A 19,277-nucleotide genomic window follows, 5' to 3' on the forward strand; every position below is an offset into this window, starting at 1 on the left:
TCACCGGGTCGATTCAGGGCCGCAGGCCGCGGCGCGTGTCCACCAGCTCGATACGCCAGGTGGCGTGGCAGGCGACGCACTTGTTGAGCGTGTCGCCGAGCTGGCGCAGGGCATGCTGCGTATCGCCCAGGGTCTCCAGGTCCAGGGCGATCTGGTCGAAGTCGGCGTGGGTGGCGCGGCCGAGCTGACGGAACGCCATCGGCAACTGCTGCCTCACCGCCGGCGGCACATCCTGGGCCATGCCCAGGCCGAGCCGGCGGGCCGCCGTGATGGCGGTGTCGATGTCCTCGGCGGCCAGTCCCGCCGTGATCTGCTGTACCCCTTCCAGGAACATCCGCATCTCGGTGAGCACCAGGTCGCGCCCGGCCGGGTCCATGGCGATGACCTCGCGCTGGTCGGGGTCGACGACGCCCTGTCCTTCCTCTGCCGTTTCGGCCTGTGCGAGGGGTGCAAGGGCCAGGCAGGCGGCGAGCAACAAAGGGGAGATGCGCGGCATGGGGTGTCCTGTCAGGTTTCGTTGTGGATGGGGATGGTCTTGTCGTCTCCGCCGCGGCGGTGCCACAGCACCGGCCACAGTCGCAGGGTGAAGACGAGCAGGGAGAGCCAGAGCAGCACGGCGCCGGTCACGGACAGGCCCTGCTGGCCGAGGCCGAACCCGGTCAGCAGCAGCCACAGCCCGAGGTGCGCCAGCCCCTGCTGACCGAGGCTCCAGGCCCCGCCGCGGATGGGGTTGCCGGTGAAGCGGGGCAGCATGTGTTCGGCCAGGCCGTAGACCAGGAAGGTCATGAAGCCGACCGTGAACAGGTGCAGCGGCAGCGGCCGTGCACTGCCCTCGCCGAACAGCCCGCCGAAGGGCAGGAAGCCGCCGGCGATGAAGAGGTAGACCATGGCGGCCAGGATGGCGGCGCGACTGGTCGGGCTGAGACCGAGGCCCACGTGGCGCGCACCGCCGGCCTGGCGGTCCGGGGCGCCTGCCACCAGCTTCAGGCACTCGCCCTCCGGGTGCACACCGATCTGCACCAGCTCGCCGTCCAGCACGATGGCGGGGATGGAGCGGATGCGCAGCCGCGTGGCGAGCTCGCGTCCCTCCGGCTGTCCCATGTCCACCACCGCGAAGTCGATGGCCTTCTTCTCGGCGATGCCGCGCCAGACCTTCTCGGCCTGGTGGCAGGTCTGGCACCACTCGGAGACCACCAGTTCGACCTTCATCGCTCGCTCCTCCGTCTCAGTCCGCGCAGCGCATGCACTGCAGGTCGTAGCGGTCGATCCAGGCGCGCAGGGCGTCCATGGCCTCGGGGCCGGTGGTCAGGCGCGCGTAGGCCTGCTGCGGATCGTCGGGCTTCATCACCACCAGCCAGGCATCGCTGTAGGGGGCGACGTTCACCAGCCCCGGGTCCTTTTCCACCGCCGGGTTGATGCGCACGATGGTGCCGTCGAAGGGGGTGGGGATGCCGCCGGCCCACTTGCCGGATTCCAGCCGCGCCACCGGCTTGCCCGCCTCGCGGTGCGAGCCCTCCTTGCGGAAGCGGAAGTACTGCACGCGTCCGGCCATGGTCTGTGCGGGGTCGGTGATGCCCAGGGTGAAGGTGCCGTCGTCCTCCGGCCGCGCCCAGACGTAGTCCAGATCATAGAGCAGGTCGTCCGGCAGCTCGCAGCCGCGGTATTCGGTCTTGCTCATGGTCATGCCCCCTTCGGTCCGTAGTGACGCACGGTGAGCAGGATGTTGCCGGCGAACATGCCGATGCCGATCCAGCTCAGCAGCCCGCCGACCCCCACCAGGCGGTTGTCCAGCACGATCCAGCCCGCGGCCATCAACCACAGGCCGGCATTGCTCACCCACAGCTGCCCGTTGGCCATGCGCTCGGAGAACAGGGGCCGGCCGGAGAAGCGCGGCAGCACGTGCAGGCCCACGCCGTAGATCATCATGGCCATGAAGCCCAGCAGCATCACGTGGCCGTGCAGGCGCGGCACGTTGCCGGGGATGAGCCCCGGCCAGGCCAGCCAGGAGAGCGAGATCAGGCCGCCGATCAGGGCGTAGACCAGGGCCAGGGTGATGAAGAGGCGGTTGCGCTTGTGCATGCGTGATCCGGATTTTTCTGTGGTGTCGGTTTATACCGTAGCAGCTGGGGGTCATGTGTTTCTTTGATGTATATCATGTGCATCTTTTATCCGGGCTGCAACCCGCACAAGTCCACGAGCTTGCCGGGGTTACTTGCGCGATGGGAGCGGATCGGGATTAATGCCCGCGTTTCACCGGTACCCTGCCGGTGGTATGGTGCTGGCCCTGCCCGACGTATTCCCGATTCGAGGTTTGCCGATGTCCACACGCCTGATCGATCTGACCGCCGACGACCTGGGGATGGCCCCCCACAGCTACGCCTTCTACGCGCTGCGTGAACTGCGCCATGGCGAAGACGCCACCCTGCGGCTCGCCGAGGAGCCCTCGGTCCTGATGAAGAGCCTGGAGATCCAGCTGCGCCGGGGCATCCACTGGGAGGTGACGGAGGCCGGGCCGCCGGTGTGGACGGTGAGCGTGAAGCGCCGCGACGACGTGGACGCCGCCGACCTCATCGACCTGCTGACCCGCGACCACCTGCGCATCGACAAGCTCTTTGCCAATGCCCTGCACTTGGCCAACGCCAACAGGATCGAGGAGGCACTGCCGTATTTTCGCGAGTACGCCGCCGCCCTGCGCCGGCACCTGAGCCTGGAGGACGAGATCCTCGCACCGCGCTTCGACCTGCCGCGCAGCCCGGCGGGCGACGACCCGACCTCCATCATGGTGCGCGAGCACGAACAGATCCTGGAGCAGACGGTGATGATGGAGGAACTGATCGACGAGGGCCTGGGTGATGCCGGCATGCTGGCGCCCTTCTTCGCCATGCTCTCCGGGCAGCTCGCCAAGCACGAGTATCGCGAGGAGGAGAACCTCTTCCCGCACTGGAAGCGGCTGGTGAAGAACCTGGAGGGCGAGGAGGACGAGCTCTTCCGCATCGCCCGCGAGACCATCGGCGAGGTGCGCTGAGGCCCGGCGGTCTCAGGCCGAGAGAATCAGGCCGAGAGAAACAGCCCGGCGGCCAGCAGGCCGCCGGTACCCAGTACCAGCAGCACGTTCTGTCCCAGCACCGGCGTCAGCCGCGCGACATCCGCGTGGTGGCGCCAGGCCCCGCGCCACACCACGATCCCCAGCGGCAGGGTGGCAAGTCCTGCCAGCGCACCGACCGGCAACAGCCCGCCCGCCCAGCCGAGCAGCAGGCTCGCATAGGCCGCCAGCAGGAATCCCCCGAACACGTACAGGCTCCCCCGGGCCCCGATGACGATGGGCAGGTGGCGCCGGCCCGCGCCGGCATCCGCCTCCCGGTCCGGCAGCTGGTTCAGCAGCAACAGGTTGCTGGCGAGGAACAGCATGGGCAGCGAGGCGACGAGCAGGCGCGGGTCCAGCCCGCCGGTGAGCACCACGCCGGTGCCGGCGACGATCACCGGGCCGAAGCCGATCCCGGGGGCCAGCAGGCAGAGCCAGGGGTTGCGGTTGAGCCAGGGGGTGTAGGTGACGACCAGCGCCACGCCGATCAGGCCCAGCACCAGGGCGGCCGGCCCGCCGGCCTGCAGGAGATAGAGGCCAATGAGGCCGCTGGCGAGCAGCGTGACCAGGCCCAGGCCCAGGGCCAGCGGGGCCCACTGCGGCTGGCGGGGGAGCACCCCGCTGCCCCCGCTGAAGGGGGTGCGGGTGGTGTGCAGGTCCAGCCCGCTGCGAAAGTCGTGGTACTCGTTGAGGCTGTTGACCGCCGTGTGGGCGAGCACCGCCGCCAGCAGGGCGAGCAGGGCGTGGCCGCCATGCACGGTGCCGGGCAGCCAGCAGGCGGCGGCCGCGCCGATGGCCCAGGCCACCAGGGCCAGCAAGAGGAAGGGCGCGCGGGCCAGCCCCGGCAGGGCGCGGGCGGGGGTGGTCACGTCAGCCGCGGTTGCGCATGTGGTCGGCGGTGCCGAAGAAGGCGCGCTTGAGGGCCTCGCGCAGCCCGGCGTCCGCCACCTGCTCGTCCAGCGCCTGGTTCATGCACAGCAGCCACTGGTCGCGCTCGGCCTCGCCGATGGGGAAGGGCAGATGTCGGCGGCGCAGCATGGGGTGGCCGTATTCGTCCCAGTACAGCGGCGGACCACCCAGCCAGCCGGAGAGGAACTTGTAGAGCTTGTCGGCCGAACCCGACAGGTCCTGCGGGTGCAGGCGCCGGATCTCGTACGTCTCGGGCAGGGTGTCCATCAGCTCGTAGAAGCGGTCCACGAGGCGGCGCACGGCGGCGTCACCGCCGAGGCGCTCGTAGGGGGTCGGTTCCTGGTCAGGGGCGCTTTGCTGGGTCATGGGGCTGTCCGTGTTTCCGGGTGTGCCCACTATACCCAGCGCCCCGGACGGCCGCCAACAACCGGGGTCAGGACGGCGGCGGCAGGGTGGGGTTGTCGGCCCCGCCCTCGCGTCCCGGCCAGCTGCGCAGGTGCAGGTCGCGCTGCGGGAAGGGGATCTCGATGCCCTCGCGCCGGAAGGCGCGGAAGATCTCGAAGTTGATCTGGCTGATGGTGTTCAGGCGCTGGTCCACCTGGGTGATGAAGAAGCGCAGCTCGAAATTGAGCGAACTGTCGCCGAACTGCCGGAACAGGACGTTGGGTCCCGGCAGCGTGTGGTGGTCCTTCAGGATCAGCGGGTGTGCCTCGGCGATCTTGAGCAGGATGTCGCGCACCTGCTCCGGGTCGGAGTCGTAGGATACGCCCACCGGCACCACCACGCGGCCATACCGGTCGGCCAGCATCCAGTTGGTCACCTGTTGGGAGATGAGCTCGGAGTTGGGCACGATCACGTCGGCGTGGTCGAAGGTCTCGATCTGGGTGGAGCGGATGTTGATGCTCTTGACGAAGCCCTCGGTGTTGCCGGCGACGATCCAGTCGCCGCGGCGGATGGGGCGCTCGAACAGCAGGATCAGGCCGGAGACGAAGTTGTTGACGATGTTCTGCAGGCCGAAGCCGATGCCCACCGACAGGGCGCCGGCGATGATGGCCAGGTTCTGCATCTCGAAGCCGGCGATGGACAGGGCGATGAGTGCCGCCACGGCGATGCCCGTGTAGCCGGTGACCGCCGCCACGGCCTCGCGCGCCCCCTGGTCCATGCGTGTGTGCCGGAGCCAGCGCGGGATCAGTCTCTGCTTGACGTAGCGGGAGAGGTTCAGCAGCAGGGCGAAGGCCAGCAGCCCGCCGAGCAGGTAGGTGGGCACGATGGTGAGCGAGCCGACGGTGAAGCCGTTGAGCAGGTAGGGGATGAGCAGGCTCTGCCCCTGCTGTGAGAAGCCCCAGATGGCGGTGAGCCAGATGACGAGGAGGCCCCAGATCACCACCAGCGAGAACAGGCGCAGCCAGGTGAGGCCGGGCACGAGCTCGTGTTCCTTCAGGCCCAGGCGGGCACGCAGGCGGCGTTGCCAGCCCAGCCGGCCCTCGTCGATGCCGTTGTAGAGATCGGTGAGCAGGACGCTGGCGAGCACGGCCAGCGCGATGGCGAAGAGGCTGCCCATGATGCCGCCGAGCAGGTAGCCGGCGAGGTTGCGATAGCCCAGGTATTCGGCCAGCAGTACGCCGAGCAGGGCCAGCATCAGTGCCAGGCGGGGCAGGCGGCCGAGCACGCTCCAGCTCGCGCGGCGCACGATCCAGACGATGTCCACCAGGTTGAGGATGAGCACGGTGACGAAGATGCCGCGTGCGAGCAGGTAGAGGTCCGGGGTGAGGGCCTGGCGCAGGCTGGTGACGAACAGCAGGTAGCCGATCAGGCCCAGGGCGGCCATCACCTTGAGGCGGCGACCCAGGGCACGGGCCGTCCCGGCGGGATGCATGAGCCAGTCGATCGCCGGTTTGCGGGGGGTCAGCAGCAGGCCGATCAGCGACAGCAGCAGCGCGAACAATGCAAGGCCCACCGCGGCCGCGGTCACGAAGGGCGGGGGCGAGGTCGGCAGGATGATGAGCAGGAAGCCGGCCGGCAGGGCCAGGGCCAGCCAGCGTGGCAGGTCGCGCCGGACCTGCACGCCCAGCGCCAGGGCAAAGTGGGCGGCGATGCCTTCGCGGGCATGGGGCGAGGCATTGCCGCGGAACAGCAGCCGGCGCAGGCCGAGGCCAGCCAGGGCGCCCAGGACCAACAGGGCCAGGGCCAGCAGCCACTGGCGCGCGTTGGGCAGCCCCCGGTCCGCCTCCAGCGTGAGCAGCTGCATGAAGGAGGTGAGCCACTGGCCCGGTTGGGCGAGATTGGCCCGGATCACGGCCCAGGCGTCGGGTCCCTGCGCGAGCAGGCGGCGGGCCAGCAGGCTCTGCTGGCCCTGGGACAGGGCATCGGCGAGGCGCTGGGCCTGCACGCCCAGCAGCCGGCAGCTGGAGAGCGTCTGCTCGTGGGCGCTCCGCTGCTGGGCGAGTTCACGGCGCTCGCGTGCCACCTCGGCCGACTCGCCCTTGCTGGCCTCCCCCAGTGACTCGAGGGTGGTGTCGATCTGCTGGATGCCCTCCTCGGCCATGGTCACGCACTCCTGCGCCTGGGCACGCAGGGCGCTGACCTCACGCAGGGCGTCGCCGATGGCCTTGGCATCGGCCGTCTCCGGGTCGACCGGCAGCAGGCGCTTTTCGATCGCTTCCAGGCTGCGGGTGGCCTCGCGCGTCCATTCCGGCGTGGCGGGCTCCTGCGCCAGGGCGGCCAGCGGCCCCAGCAGGGCGAGGATCAGCAGCCAGAGCAGCGGCCGGTATCCCCGGGGGTGAAGCTGCCGCCTGTCGGCCGGGTGGGTGGTGGAGCGCATGGTGGGCTGTCCCGTTTTTTTCTTGTTGTCGTCGTGATTTTTCAGGCGTTGACGCCGCCGATCAAGTATAATACGCGACCTTCATTCTACGCCCCCCGGAACGTCCCGTGATCGAAAATCTCCGCAATATCGCCATCATCGCCCACGTCGACCATGGCAAGACCACCCTGGTAGACCAGCTCCTGAAACAGTCGCAGACCCTCGACGAGCGCACCCAGCTCGAAGAGCGCGCGATGGACTCCAATGCCCTGGAGAAGGAGCGCGGCATCACCATCCTGGCCAAGAACACGGCCATCAACTGGGGTGACTACCACATCAACATCGTCGACACCCCCGGACACGCCGACTTCGGCGGCGAGGTGGAGCGCGTGCTGTCGATGGTCGACTCGGTGCTGCTGCTGGTGGACGCGGTGGACGGCCCCATGCCGCAGACCCGCTTCGTCACGCAGAAGGCGCTGGGCCGCGGCCTCAAGCCCATCGTGGTCATCAACAAGATCGACCGCCCGGGCGCGCGCCCGGACTGGGTGCTGGACCAGACCTTCGACCTGTTCGACCGCCTGGGGGCGACCGACGAGCAGCTCGACTTCCCCGTCATCTACGCCTCGGGCCTGAACGGCTACGCCGGTCTCGACGAGACCGTGCGCGAGGGCGACATGACGCCCCTGTTCCAGGCCATCGTCGACAAGGTGCATCCGCCGCAGGTCGACATCGAGGGCCCGTTCCAGATGCAGGTCTCGCAGCTCGACTACAACAGCTACGTGGGCGTGATCGGTATCGGCCGCATCACCCGCGGCCGCATCAAGCCGAACACCTCGGTGGCCATCGTCGACCGTGACGGCAAGCGCCGCAACGGCCGCATGCTGCAGATCTTCGGCTTCCTCGGCCTGGACCGCATCGAGGTGCAGGAGGCCACCGCCGGCGACATCATCGCCTTCACGGGCATCGAGGAGCTGTTCATCTCCGATACCCTCTGTGATCCGGGCGCGGTCGAGGCCCTGGCGCCGATGACCGTCGACGAGCCGACCGTGAGCATGACCTTCCAGGTCAACACCTCGCCGTTTGCCGGCAAGGACGGCAAGTTCATCACCAGTCGCCAGATCAAGGAGCGCCTGGAGCGCGAGCTGCTGCACAACGTGGCGCTGCGCGTCGAGCAGGCCGACGACCCGGACAAGTTCCGCGTCTCCGGTCGTGGCGAGCTGCACCTGTCCGTACTCATCGAGAACATGCGCCGCGAGGGTTACGAGCTGGGCGTGTCGCGCCCCGAAGTCATCCTGCGCGAGGTGGATGGCGTGCGCGAGGAGCCCTACGAGCAGCTCACCGTGGACGTGGAGGAGAACCACCAGGGCGGCGTGATGGAAAAGCTCGGCACCCGCGGTGGTGACCTCAAGAACATGGTGCCGGACGGCCAGGGGCGCGTGCGCCTGGACTACATCATCCCCTCGCGCGGCCTGATCGGCTTCCGTACCGAGTTCATGACCGCCACCCAGGGCACCGGTCTCATCTACTCCGTGTTCGACCATTACGGTCCGGTGAAGAAGGGCAGCTTCGGCAACCGCATCAACGGCGTGCTCATCGCCAACGGTCCGGGCAAGGTCCTGGCCTATGCCCTGTTCAACCTGCAGGACCGTGGCCGCCTGTTCATCGGCCCCGGGGAAGAGGTGTACGAGGGCATGGTGATCGGCATCCACTCGCGCGACAACGACCTGGTGGTGAACCCGCTCAAGGCCAAGCAGCTCACCAACATCCGCGCCGCTGGCACCGACGAGAACCTGATCCTCACGCCGCCGATCCGCATGAGCCTGGAGCAGGCGCTGGAGTTCATCGACGACGATGAGCTGGTGGAGGTGACCCCCAACCACATCCGCCTGCGCAAGAAAATGCTCTCCGAGAACGACCGCAAGCGCGCCTCGCGCCAGCCCAAGTAGGGCCATCCTGCATCTGTGACGGGGTTCCGGGGCGTGCCTCCCCAACCCCGCTCACGGGTGCTAACATGCTGCTAGGTTGACGCCCCGGCATGGGGCATCGCGCAGCAGAAACGGGGGAGGCCGGAGGGAGGCCGACGCACAGGTCGAGATCAAGAAGCAGCGCATCCTCATCGTCGACGATTCCAAGACGATGCGGCGCGCCATGCGCCGCCTGCTGGTGCAGGACTTCGACGTGATCGAGGCCGAGGACGGCAAGGAGGCCTGGAAGCGCATCGCCGAGGATCAGGACATCCAGGCCGTGTTCTCGGACCTGGTGATGCCGAAGATGAACGGCTTCGAGCTGCTGCGCCAGATCCGCGAATCCATCCACAGTCGCATCAACCAGCTGCCGGTGGTCATCATCACCGGGCACAACGACGATGAGCGCATGCATCGCCAGGCGATGATGCTCGGCGCCACCGACTTCATCACCAAGCCCTTCGACGCCATGCAGCTCAAGGCCCGTGCCCGGGCCAGCGTCAAGTTCGACGAGACCACGCGCAAGCTGGAAGACGCGCGCAACATCATCGAGACGCAGTCGACCATCGACCCGCTCACGCGTCTGGCCAACAAGCTCTACTTCAAGCAGCACGGCTCCGAGCTCATCTCCTTCGCCCTGCGCCACGACAAGCCCCTGTCCATCCTGCGCATGTCGGTGGACAAGTACGACGTGCTGTTCAAGAAGAAGGGGCGCGAGATCGCCGAGAAGATCCTGGTCAACGTGGCCCGGATCATCGCCAACTCGGTACGCCAGGAGGACACCGTGGCCCGCATCGGGCTCGCACAGTTCGGCGTGCTCATGCCGGGTGCCGACGAGCACACCGCACGCAAGATCGCCAATCGCATCCACCAGCTCATGCAGAAGACGGGTTACCGCATCGGCAACACCCGTTTCCGCATGACCATGAGTGCGGGCCTGGTCTCGCCGACGCTGTCGGCCGACCTCGATTTCGACGAGATGCTGAAGGTGGCCGAGACGCGGCTCAACAAGGCCATGGCCAGCGGCGGCAACAAGCTGATCTTCGAGGAGCCGGTGGCGGCCGGTGGCGGCGGCACGGGGCAGTTACCGCGGCCGAAGAACCTGCTGTCGGTGGAAGAGGCCCTGGTGCTGCTGAAGTCGGGCGAGACCGGCAAGCTGGCCGAGCAGACCCACCTGCTGGTGGACAAGGTCTATCCCCTGCTGCAGTTCGCCAACCACGAGCTGCGTCTCGGTATCGACGGCAGTCTGATGATGCTGCGCGAGCGCATCGATCACATCATGCGCGAGCGGATTGTTTCGGATCAGCACTGATCTGTTGCAGGATACCGGCGAGCTTCGCCGCCGCCGGTCCGCAGGCCATCGCATCCCGTACCACCAGGAACATCGACACGTGATAACTGCCGCCGGCCTGCAGCCTGAGCGGCTTGATCTCGCCGTGGTCGATGGCGTGTTTCACCAGGTGGGCCGGCAGCCAGCTGAACCCCAGTCCCGCCTTCACCAGGGTGAGCGCCGTATGCAGCGTGGCCACCGTCCACTGACGTTCTGAACGCACCCAGGCGCCGCTGCTCTGGAACTGGCCGCTCGCGCCCTGCACGATGATCTGCAGGTGACGGGCGAGGTCCTTGGGCAGCAGCTTGCGCTTGATGTCGTGCAGGGGATGGTTGGGCTGGGCCACCGCGATGTATTCGATGGTGGTGACGGGCTGGCCCTTGAAGCCTTCGGGGATCTCGCTGCCCAGGGCGAGGTCGGCCTCGCCGGCGCGCAGCGCACGCTGCACCCCCAGCGGGGCGACCTCGCGCAGGTTGATGCGGGCCGCCGTGCGTGCCTCGTCGAAGCGGCGCAGGGCCTCCAGCAGCAGGCTGGTGGGAAAGCCGGTATCCACCACCAGGTTGATCTGGGTGTCGTCCTGCTCTCGCAGGTCGCGCGCCAGTGTCTCCAGCCTCAGGGCCTCTTCCATCAGCTGGCGCGAGCGGTCGAGCAGGATGTTGCCCGCCTCGGTCACCTGTACCCGGCCATCCTCGGCCTGTTCCAGCAGCTTGAGCTGGAGCTTGTCCTCCAGCTTGTGCAGGGCGAAGCGCAGGACCGAGTCACTGAGTTCGAGATCCTGGGCGGCGGCGGCGAAACTGCCGTGATCGGCCAGTGCCTGCAGTGCCTGCCATTGATCGAGCGTGATCCTTGGTGTCGTCATGGTGTTCCATCGTTGTACTGCGACGGCGCCACTATAGCGCCAATCGTTGCCGGCTCGCGAGGGCCGGCCCGATCAGTCGTCGTCTTCCGGTGACAGCCGGGCCAGCATGCGCATCCCACCGACCATGCCGCGGATGCGTTCGCGCAGTTCCGCCGCCAGTGTCGTATCCGGCTGCGCCGGGTCGGCCGCGAGCGGCCAGTGCTTGAGGCGCAGGGTCTTCGGCGGTGTTGCCAGCTGCATGGGCAGGTCGGGGTCGAAATGGACGAGCAGGTCCGCCCAGGGCATGTGCCCTGCTGCCGAGGCGGGGGTGGCATGACGCCCCTCGAGCCAGTCGGCGCCGAGCTCGTTGGCCAGGCGTGCCGCCAGCGCGGCGGCCGGTGCGTGCCTGTCCACGAACAGGATGCGGGCCTTGCGTTTGTACATCGGGGGACATGCCCCGCCGCTGGAGGCGGCGGGAAAATCGGCTATTTCCGGCGGATCACACCGGTGACGATGCCGAGGATCTGGATGTCCTCGTTCTTCAGGATGATGGGCTCCATCTCCGGGTTGGCCGGCTGCAGGCGGATGCCGTCGCGCTCCACGTAGAACTTCTTCAGCGTGACCTGCTCGCCGTTGATCATGGCCACCACGGTCTGGCCGTTCTCCGCGCTCTCGCGCTTTTCCACCACGATGATGTCGCCGTCCTCGATGTTGTCGTCGATCATCGAGTGGCCGCGCACGCGCAGGGCGTAGGTGTTGCGGCGCACCAGGTCGGAGGGGACGGCGATGCGCTCCTGCTGTTCGCAGAGATCGATGGGCAGGCCGGCGGTGACGGTGCCGAGCAGGGGGATCTCGGTGAGGGCGTCGAGCGCCATGCCCAGGTCCTCGAGCTCCGCCGGCCACACCGGGCGCTGGTGTTTGGGCAGCAGGTAGGCGACATTGGACATGATGTACCCCTCGTGACAGGTTCGGTCGATGGGTCGATCTTAATCAAAACCCATGATTTTGCAAGCAGTTAGCCGTGCTTGTTAAAGTCGCCTCTCGAAATCGACAGCCCCGGAGCCACCCATGAAGCCCCTTTCCGACTACCCGCTCGACGAACTCAAGCGCATCTACGGCCTGCTGCACGAGGCCCTGCCGGCCAATCCCGAACTGATGGACTCCGAGCTGCTGGAGGACCTGCAGCGCCACCTGCAGCAGGCCGCCACGGCCGAAGGCGTGGATGTGTCCCTGCACGCGCAGTGGGCGGCCTGGCTGCACGGCGGGGTGAAGCTGAAGGGTATTTAGATAGAGGGTAGGAGCGCTGCAAGGCGCGATCAGTCGCCTGATTCCGGCATATCGCGCCTTGCAGCGCTCCTACGAACGTTCGTCCTGTGCCATCAATTGGAAGACGGCCCCTGCAACGGCGGTGCGCCAGCCCTATATCTTCTTCTTGAAGCGGCTGCTGCGCTTGAGCTCCTGGAGGATCTCCTTTTCCAGGGCGTCGAGGTCTTCCATCTTCACCTCGGCGATGTCGCTGATCCAGGCGGTGTTCTGGTTACGCTTCTTGGCGAAGTAATCGAGGATGAACTGCTCGGACATGAGCATGAAGCGGATGGCCTGCTTGGCGTCGATCTGCAGGAAGGGGTTGCGGGCGATCTGCAGGGCCGACATCTCCTGGTTGACGCAGTATTTGTTCAGCAGGTTGTAGAGGGCCACGCGGGCATCGGCCAGCACCTTGATGACGCGGTCGCGGGTGTAGGGGTGCAGGCTGGCGTCGACGATGGCGTCCAGCCACAGGGTGAGGTCGTTCTCGTTGATCGCCACTTCCTTGGACTTCTGCTCGGAGACCAGCTCGGAGATGCGCTGCTGCAGGGCGTCCCCCTCGGTGTTGGACTTGCCGCGCGCCAGCGCACGCTTCCACAGGGTCTGCGAACGTTCCAGTTCCTCGCGCAGCAGGTCGATGTCCTTCTGCAGGCGGCGGGCCTCGTCCTCGAGTTCGACAACCTGGTGGTTCTTGGTCTGCATCTCCTGGTTGAGGATGCTCAGGCGCAGCAGGTAGTACTCGGCAAGCAGGCGCTCGACGATCTCGGCATTGTTGCGCAGACGTCCGATGGCCGGTTCGAAGGTGGCGACATCCTCGGGGGCGTTCTGCATCGCCTCGCCCAGCAGTTCCATGGAGCGCAGGATGTCGGTGACCTCGGCGCGCACGTCCATGAGCAGGCCGTTGATGTGCTTGATGTTCTTCGACAGCAGGTCGAGCTGCTGCTGGGTGCGGCTGGACTGGTACTGCTCGAGCAGGGCCTTGAGGTCCTTGAGCTTGTTGCGGAATACGCGCACGTTGGCGCCGGGCTTGGTGGCCTTGGCGCGGTCCAGTGCCTCGATGACGTCCTCGCCGTGCTTTTCCTGCATGGCCAGGCGCTGCTGCAGATGGTAGGAGTTGGCGGAGAGGATCAGGCCCTCGAGCGCAGCCCGAGAATAGATCGGCGCATCCTCGACGAAATCGATCGGGATGTTCTCCGGAAGCTTTTCCGGGGGCAGCTTGGCAATCTCGTCGGGTGGCAGGGTATAGGCCAGCTTCTTGAAGACCTCGAACGGGATCGTCGGCTTGTCCTTGAATAGGTCTGACATGGCGCCGTTTATTCTCGTTGTCGCAACGGCCAATTACTTCACAGGGCCGGATGCATTGTCAATGACGCGCCGGTCAGGGCGCGACGTGGTTCCGACGAACGGGACCAGGCGGCTCAGGCATTGCCGGCGCCGAGTACCTCGCTCTGCCGGCTGCGCGCGAAGTCGAGCATGCGCTGGGTGGAGCGCAGCGCCTTCACGCGGATGTCCTCCGGCACATGGATCTCGTTCTTGCCGGTCTCGAGCACGCTGAGCAGGTTGTGCAGGCCGTTCATGGCCATCCAGGGGCAGTGCGCGCACATCTTGCAGGTGGCGCCGCGACCGCCGGTGGGGGCGTCGATCAGCGTCTTGCCCGGCGCGGCCTGTTGCATCTTGTAGAAGATGCCGTGGTCGGTGGCGACGATGAAGGTGTCGTTGGGCAGTTCCTTCACCGCCTGGATGAGCTGCGAGGTGGAGCCGACCACGTCGGCCATGGCGATCACCTCCTCGGGCGATTCCGGATGCACCAGCACGCCGGCGTCCGGGTATTGCTCGATGAGCCGGCCCAGCTCGCGAGACTTGAACTCCTCGTGCACCACGCAGGAGGCGTTCCACAGCAGCATGTCGGCGCCGGTGACGCGCTGGATGTAGTGGCCGAGGTACTTGTCCGGCGCCCAGAGGATCTTCTTCCCCTGTTCGTGCAGGTGTCTGACCAGGCTCACGGCGATGGAGGAGGTGACGACGTAGTCGGCGCGCGCCTTCACCTCGGCGCTGGTGTTGGCGTAGACCACCACGGTGCGATCCGGGTGTGCGTCGCAGAAGGGGATGAACTGCTCCGCCGGGCAGCCGAGATCCAGCGAGCACTCGGCCTCCAGCGTGGGCATGAGCACGCGCTTTTCCGGGTTGAGGATCTTGGCCGTCTCGCCCATGAAGCGCACGCCCGCCACCACCAGGGTGCTGGCGGGATGCTCGTTGCCGAAGCGCGCCATGTCCAGCGAGTCGGAGACGTAGCCGCCGGTCTCCTCGGCGAGCTGCTGCAGGTCGGCATCCACGTAGTAGTGGGCCACCAGCACGGCATCGCGGTCTTCCAGCAGCGCCTTGATGCGCGCGATCACCTCGTCGCGTTCGCGCCCGGTGTAGTGCGGCACGTGGGCCTCGATGGTGCGCGTGCTCGGGATCTCCGGCAGGCGGATCAGCGGGATGTCGTTGGGCTGGTTCATGTTGCCTGCTCCTCGCGCCCGCCCGGCGGGCGCCCTGTGTCGGTGGTGGCGCGGCCCCGTTCGCCGCGCCGGCGTGTCACTTGATGATCGCCACCCGCTGCGGGTCGCGTACCCGGTACAGCATGGCCGGGCGGTGCGCCCCGTTGCGGCGCCGCTCGCCGGTGGCCTCGAGCTGTTCCAGGGCCAGGATGCGCTTGCGGAAGTTCCGCTTGTCCTGCGGCGCGCGCAGGATGGTCTCGTAGACCTCCTGCAGGTCACCCAGGGTGAAGCGCTCGGGCATGAACTGCAGGGCGATGGTGGAGTAGTCGAGCTTGGCCGCCAGGCGCTCGTGGGCCATGCGCACGATGCGGTCGTGGTCGAAGGCCAGGGGCGGCAGGGCGTCGAAGGCGAACCAGCCCACGTCCTCGGCGTCGGAGGCGGCGCGCAGCGTCAGGCGGTCGGAGGGCACCAGGGCGTAGTAGGCCACCGAGATCACGCGGTCGCGCGGGTCCCGGTCCGGCGCACCGAAGGTGTAGAGCTGCTCCAGGTACACGCCGGTGACGCCGGTCTCCTCCGCGAGCTCGCGGGCCGCCGCCTCTTCCAGTGCCTCGTCGGGCTCCACGAAGCCGCCGGGCAGTGCCCAGCGCCCCTGGAAGGGCTCGGCGGCGCGCTTGATCAGCAGCAGCTGCAGTGTCTCTTCGCGAATCGTGAACATGACCACGTCGGTGGTCACGGCCGGTCGCGGATGATCGTAGCAATGGCGCATCGGGTGGCGGTCGTCGGTATATCAGTTCGTGTCAATGATACACGTTGATTAAAGTGTGAGATGTACACTATGTCAAGGCCGGTTTGCGCTCGGCCGGTGCTCGGGGCAAACTCGCGGGCGCTTTTGGCGTCTGAAGTCATCCATCGAGGACGAGACCGCAGGGCATGAACGACGAACAGCTGAGGACCTACAAGGCGATTCCCATCCCCCAGCGCATGGACATGGCGCTGAGCGCGGACCTGGACCCGCAGTGGCGTTACTACATCGTGCGCGACCAGCACTCGCAGGTGAAGGCCTACTTCTCGCGGCGCCTGGATCTCACGCCCGAGGAGGTCGCGATCCTGCTCGCCGATCCGGACCAGACCGTGCGCCTGAACTGCGCCAAGCGCGAGGACCTCACGCCCGCGCAGGTGGCGCAGTGCGTGAACGACCGCGATCCCAACCTGCGCTATTTCATCGCCCGCAATCCGCTGCTGACCGAGGCCCAGCGTGCCCGCCTGCTGGAAGACGAGGACCCGCTGGTGCGCAAGGCCGCGGCCAAGGGGCCCAAGCGCCGCGAGACCCGTGCCCGCCCGGGCCAGGCCCTGATGATCCGCTGAGGCATCCATGCCCTTCCTGCTGCTCGGCCTGCTGTTGCTGCTGCTCGTCCTGGGGCCCGGGATGTGGGCGCGCTGGGTGCTGCGCCGCCATGCCGCGCCGCGTGCCGATTACCCGGGCACCGGCGGCGAGCTGGCCCGTCACCTGCTGGACCGCCACGGGCTGGAGGCCGTGCCGGTGGAGATCACCGAGTCGGGTGACCACTACGACCCGTCCGACAAAACGGTGCGGCTCTCGGCAGACAACTATCATGGCAAGTCCCTCACGGCGGTGGCCGTGGCCGCCCACGAGGTGGGTCATGCCCTGCAGGACCAGGCCGGTTACCGGCCGCTGCGGCTGCGCACCGAGATGGCGCGCTGGGCCCACCGTGCGCAGCGCATCGGTTCCTGGCTGTTCGTCGCGGTGCCGCTGGTGGCCCTGCTCACGCGTATGCCGCATACCGGCGGGCTGTTGCTGCTGGCGGGCCTGCTGAGCTTCGGCGTGGCGGTGCTGATCCACCTGGTCACCCTGCCGGTGGAATTCGACGCGAGTTTCGGCCGGGCCCTGCCGCTGCTCGCCGAGGGCTATATCGAGCCGCAGGACCAGGGGCGCGCCCGTCACGTCCTGGCGGCCTGTGCCATGACCTATGTGGCCGCCGCGCTGGCCGACATCCTCAACCTGGGCCGCTGGCTCACCCTGCTGAGGCGCTGAGATGCGAGCCTGGCTCCGGACCCGTCCCCGTACACGCAAGGCGCTGATCATCCTGGTCGAGCTGCTGCTGATCCTCGCCGTCTACCTGGGCGTGAAGGCCTGGATGCAGCGCGACATGCCCAGCGGCCAGGCACCGGCACTGGCGGGTTTCACGCCCGGGGACGAGCTCGTGCGGCTCGCCGACTACCGGGGGCAGCCCGTGCTGCTGCATTTCTGGGCCAGCTGGTGCGGCATCTGCCGGCTGGAGCAGGACAGCATCCAGTCCATCCAGGCGGACTGGCCGGTGCTCACCGTGGCGATGCAGTCCGGGCCCGGCATGGAGGTGGACGCCCACCTCGCGGCCGAGGGACTGGACTGGACGGTGCTGGTGGACGAGCACGGTGAGCTGTCGCGCCAGTTCGGCGTGAAGGCCGTGCCCACCACCTTCGTCATCGACGCCGACGGCATGATCCGCTTTCGCGAGACCGGTTATACCACCGAATGGGGACTGCGCACCCGCCTCTGGCTCGCGCGCTGAGGGCGGATGGCCTGCCATTGGCCGGGCGGCTGTGCTGTAATACGGCGCAGCACACGGTGCCGGGTCAGGAAGACTAAACTCACACATCAGGGCAGGCTGCACCCGAAGACAGAACAACGAGCGCCCCGGCCGGCCATGCCGGTGGCAAAGCGAGGAGTGTGATGAGCGAGACCACAGGCACGATCGCGCCCGAGGAGGCGGGGTCGATCCCGGGGCTGTTCCGCGAGCGCGTCGCGCGCACGCCGGACAAGCCGGCGTACCGCGACTACGACATCGGCAGCCAGTCCTGGGTGACCACCACCTGGGCGCAGATGGCCAACGAGGTGGCGCGCTGGCAGGCCGCCCTGCGCAAGGAAAATCTCAAGCCCGGCGACCGCGTGGCCGTGATGCTGCGCAACAGCCGCGAGTGGGTGGTCTTCGACCAGGCCGCCCTCGGTCTGGGGCTGGTCAACGTGCCGCTCTATCTCGAGGACCGGCCGGACAACGCCGCCTACATCATCAACCACGCCGAGGCGAAGCTCCTGCTGGTGGAGGGGCGTCGCCAGTGGCAGCGCCTGGAAGAGGTGGCCGAGGACCTCTCGGGCCTGCAGCGCATCGTCAGCGTCAACACCATCGAGGAGGACGACCAGCCGCACGACCCGCGCCTGGTCTCGCTCAACGACTGGATCTTCGGCTGCGGCGGGGAACTCGCGGTCGAGGCCATCGACCCCGATGCCCTGGCCACCATCGTCTACACCTCCGGCACCACCGGCCGTCCCAAGGGCGTGATGCTCTCGCATCGCAACATCCTGTTCGACGCGCACAGCGCCAGTACCTGCGGACAGCTCAACGGCGACGATGTGTTCCTCTCCTTCCTGCCGCTCTCGCACACCCTGGAGCGCACCGGCGGCTACTACCTGCCCATGCTGGTCGGCGCCGAGGTGGCCTACGCACGCTCCATCCCGCAGCTCGGCGAGGACCTGGTGACGGTCAAGCCCACCGTGCTCATCTCTGTGCCGCGCATCTACGAGCGCGTGTACGGCAAGATCATGGACGGGCTGAAGGAGAAATCGGGCGTGGCCCGCTGGCTGTTCAGCCAGGCGCAGGCCGTGGGCTGGCGGCGCTTCGAATACAGCCAGGGCCGGGCCGGCTGGTCCCCCCTGCTGCCCACCTGGCCGCTGTTCGAGAAGCTGGTGGCGAGCAAGGTGCACGAAAAGCTCGGCGGCCGACTGCGGCTGGCCATCTGCGGCGGGGCCGCGCTCTCGCCGCCGGTGGCGCGCCTGTTCATCGGCCTGGGCGTCACCGTGCTGCAGGGCTACGGCATGACCGAGTCCTCGCCGGTGGTCAGCGTCAACCGCCCGGACGACAACATCCCCGAGTCCATCGGCACCGCCATCCCCGGGGTGGAGGTGAAGATCGGGCCGAACGACGAGCTGCTCACCCGCAGCCCGGCCGTGATGCTCGGCTACTGGAAGAACGACGAGGCCACGCGCGAGACCGTCGATGACGACGGCTGGCTGCATACCGGTGACAAGGCCAGCATGGACGAGCAGGGCCATATCTTCATCACCGGCCGGCTCAAGGAGATCATCGTCATGGCCAACGGCGAGAAGGTGCCGCCGGCCGACATGGAGATGGCCATCGCCATCGACGGGCTGTTCGAGCAGGTGATGGTGATCGGCGAGGCCAGGCCCTTCCTCACGGCCCTGGTGGTCCTCAACGCGGAGAAGTGGGAGGCGTATGCGCGAGAGGACCTCGACGTCGATCCGCACGATCCCGCGGTGCTGCAGGACAGCTTCGTGCAGAAGAGCCTGATCAACCGTATGGCGCACCAGCTGCGCGAGTTCCCGGGCTATGCCCAGATCCGCCGCATCACGCCGCTGCTCGAGCCCTGGACGGTGGAGGACGGCCTGATCACGCCCACCATGAAGATGAAGCGGGCGCGCATCGCCAAACAGTATGCCGATGCCATCGAGGCCATGTACGCGGGGCACTCGCTGTGAGCGAGCGGCTGCCCGAC

Annotated in this window: 21 protein-coding genes; 8 read left to right on the plus strand and 13 right to left on the minus strand. The window is 67.6% G+C overall.

Translation table 11 applies throughout. From position 1 onward, the window contains the following. Positions 1-13: 13 nt before the first annotated feature. From HUJ28_12530 to HUJ28_12545, 4 genes are read right to left on the minus strand one after another with little or no spacing between them, the layout of a single operon-like run. On the minus strand, positions 14-496 hold the full coding sequence (locus HUJ28_12530; GenBank protein ID MBD3620288.1) for a hypothetical protein: 483 nt from the start codon (positions 494-496) through the stop codon (positions 14-16). A gap of 11 nt (positions 497-507) precedes the next feature. Continuing rightward, positions 508-1,209: a thioredoxin family protein gene (locus tag HUJ28_12535; protein ID MBD3620289.1), complete on the minus strand. Its 702-nt coding sequence runs from the start codon at positions 1,207-1,209 to the stop codon at positions 508-510. A gap of 16 nt (positions 1,210-1,225) precedes the next feature. Continuing rightward, a complete protein-coding gene (locus HUJ28_12540) occupies positions 1,226-1,678 on the minus strand; it encodes a glycine cleavage system protein H (GenBank protein ID MBD3620290.1) in 453 nt (150 codons plus the stop codon). A 2-nt stretch (positions 1,679-1,680) separates the two neighbouring features. After that, positions 1,681-2,079 (minus strand): hypothetical protein, encoded by a 399-nt coding sequence (locus HUJ28_12545; GenBank protein ID MBD3620291.1) that lies wholly within the window; start codon positions 2,077-2,079, stop codon positions 1,681-1,683. A gap of 238 nt (positions 2,080-2,317) precedes the next feature. Here HUJ28_12545 and HUJ28_12550 point away from each other — a divergent pair, with 238 nt between their 5' ends. Then, positions 2,318-3,025: a hemerythrin domain-containing protein gene (locus HUJ28_12550; protein ID MBD3620292.1), complete on the plus strand. Its 708-nt coding sequence runs from the start codon at positions 2,318-2,320 to the stop codon at positions 3,023-3,025. Between the two features lie 26 nt (positions 3,026-3,051). Here HUJ28_12550 and HUJ28_12555 read toward each other — a convergent pair whose 3' ends face one another. The 3 genes from HUJ28_12555 to HUJ28_12565 all read right to left on the minus strand — a co-directional run bounded on the left by HUJ28_12555 (position 3,052) and on the right by HUJ28_12565 (position 6,812). Next, a complete protein-coding gene (locus tag HUJ28_12555; GenBank protein MBD3620293.1) occupies positions 3,052-3,951 on the minus strand; it encodes a prenyltransferase in 900 nt (299 codons plus the stop codon). A 1-nt stretch (position 3,952) separates the two neighbouring features. Beyond that, positions 3,953-4,357 (minus strand): group II truncated hemoglobin, encoded by a 405-nt coding sequence (locus HUJ28_12560; protein ID MBD3620294.1) that lies wholly within the window; start codon positions 4,355-4,357, stop codon positions 3,953-3,955. Between the two features lie 67 nt (positions 4,358-4,424). After that, a complete protein-coding gene (locus tag HUJ28_12565) occupies positions 4,425-6,812 on the minus strand; it encodes a mechanosensitive ion channel family protein (GenBank protein MBD3620295.1) in 2,388 nt (795 codons plus the stop codon). 107 nt (positions 6,813-6,919) lie between these two features. On the opposite strand from HUJ28_12565, the gene typA reads away from it, so the two are divergent. Together typA and HUJ28_12575 are read left to right on the plus strand one after the other, a co-directional pair. Continuing rightward, positions 6,920-8,737, plus strand: coding sequence for a translational GTPase TypA (typA, locus tag HUJ28_12570; protein MBD3620296.1), 1,818 nt, complete (start codon positions 6,920-6,922; stop codon positions 8,735-8,737). 190 nt (positions 8,738-8,927) lie between these two features. Continuing rightward, positions 8,928-10,067 (plus strand): diguanylate cyclase, encoded by a 1,140-nt coding sequence (locus HUJ28_12575; protein ID MBD3620297.1) that lies wholly within the window; start codon positions 8,928-8,930, stop codon positions 10,065-10,067. Here HUJ28_12575 and HUJ28_12580 read toward each other — a convergent pair. The 3 genes from HUJ28_12580 to lexA form a co-directional block, all read right to left on the minus strand. After that, positions 10,033-10,944 carry a LysR family transcriptional regulator gene (locus tag HUJ28_12580; protein ID MBD3620298.1) on the minus strand — a complete coding sequence of 304 codons (912 nt, stop codon included), beginning with the start codon at positions 10,942-10,944 and terminating at the stop codon, positions 10,033-10,035. The genes HUJ28_12575 and HUJ28_12580 overlap by 35 nt on opposite strands. Before the next feature lie 72 nt (positions 10,945-11,016). Continuing rightward, entirely contained in the window at positions 11,017-11,367 is a 351-nt protein-coding gene (locus HUJ28_12585) for a hypothetical protein (GenBank protein MBD3620299.1), read from the minus strand. Between the two features lie 41 nt (positions 11,368-11,408). Beyond that, positions 11,409-11,870, minus strand: coding sequence for a repressor LexA (gene lexA / locus HUJ28_12590; protein ID MBD3620300.1), 462 nt, complete (start codon positions 11,868-11,870; stop codon positions 11,409-11,411). Between the two features lie 121 nt (positions 11,871-11,991). Between lexA and HUJ28_12595 the strand changes: the two genes are divergently transcribed. Then, on the plus strand, positions 11,992-12,210 hold the full coding sequence (locus HUJ28_12595; GenBank protein MBD3620301.1) for a hypothetical protein: 219 nt from the start codon (positions 11,992-11,994) through the stop codon (positions 12,208-12,210). Between the two features lie 132 nt (positions 12,211-12,342). Here the strand turns inward: HUJ28_12595 and HUJ28_12600 are convergent, their stop codons facing one another. The 3 genes from HUJ28_12600 to HUJ28_12610 all read right to left on the minus strand — a co-directional run bounded on the left by HUJ28_12600 (position 12,343) and on the right by HUJ28_12610 (position 15,474). After that, complete coding sequence (locus tag HUJ28_12600) at positions 12,343-13,533, minus strand: hypothetical protein (GenBank protein ID MBD3620302.1); 1,191 nt, start codon at positions 13,531-13,533, stop codon at positions 12,343-12,345. A 113-nt stretch (positions 13,534-13,646) separates the two neighbouring features. Further along, entirely contained in the window at positions 13,647-14,729 is a 1,083-nt protein-coding gene (nadA, locus tag HUJ28_12605) for a quinolinate synthase NadA (GenBank protein MBD3620303.1), read from the minus strand. 76 nt (positions 14,730-14,805) lie between these two features. Further along, complete coding sequence (locus tag HUJ28_12610; GenBank protein MBD3620304.1) at positions 14,806-15,474, minus strand: NUDIX hydrolase; 669 nt, start codon at positions 15,472-15,474, stop codon at positions 14,806-14,808. Positions 15,475-15,638: 164 nt separating this feature from the next. Between HUJ28_12610 and HUJ28_12615 the strand changes: the two genes are divergently transcribed. The 4 genes from HUJ28_12615 to HUJ28_12630 all read left to right on the plus strand — a co-directional run bounded on the left by HUJ28_12615 (position 15,639) and on the right by HUJ28_12630 (position 19,260). Beyond that, a complete protein-coding gene (locus HUJ28_12615) occupies positions 15,639-16,073 on the plus strand; it encodes a hypothetical protein (protein MBD3620305.1) in 435 nt (144 codons plus the stop codon). A 7-nt stretch (positions 16,074-16,080) separates the two neighbouring features. Next, complete coding sequence (locus HUJ28_12620; GenBank protein ID MBD3620306.1) at positions 16,081-16,761, plus strand: zinc metallopeptidase; 681 nt, start codon at positions 16,081-16,083, stop codon at positions 16,759-16,761. A 1-nt stretch (position 16,762) separates the two neighbouring features. After that, positions 16,763-17,278 (plus strand): protein disulfide oxidoreductase, encoded by a 516-nt coding sequence (locus HUJ28_12625; protein MBD3620307.1) that lies wholly within the window; start codon positions 16,763-16,765, stop codon positions 17,276-17,278. A gap of 161 nt (positions 17,279-17,439) precedes the next feature. Further along, positions 17,440-19,260 (plus strand): long-chain fatty acid--CoA ligase, encoded by a 1,821-nt coding sequence (locus HUJ28_12630; GenBank protein ID MBD3620308.1) that lies wholly within the window; start codon positions 17,440-17,442, stop codon positions 19,258-19,260. Positions 19,261-19,277 lie beyond the last annotated feature (17 nt).

Source organism: Chromatiales bacterium (genome assembly GCA_014762505.1).
Taxonomy (GTDB): Bacteria; Pseudomonadota; Gammaproteobacteria; order SpSt-1174; family SpSt-1174; genus SpSt-1174.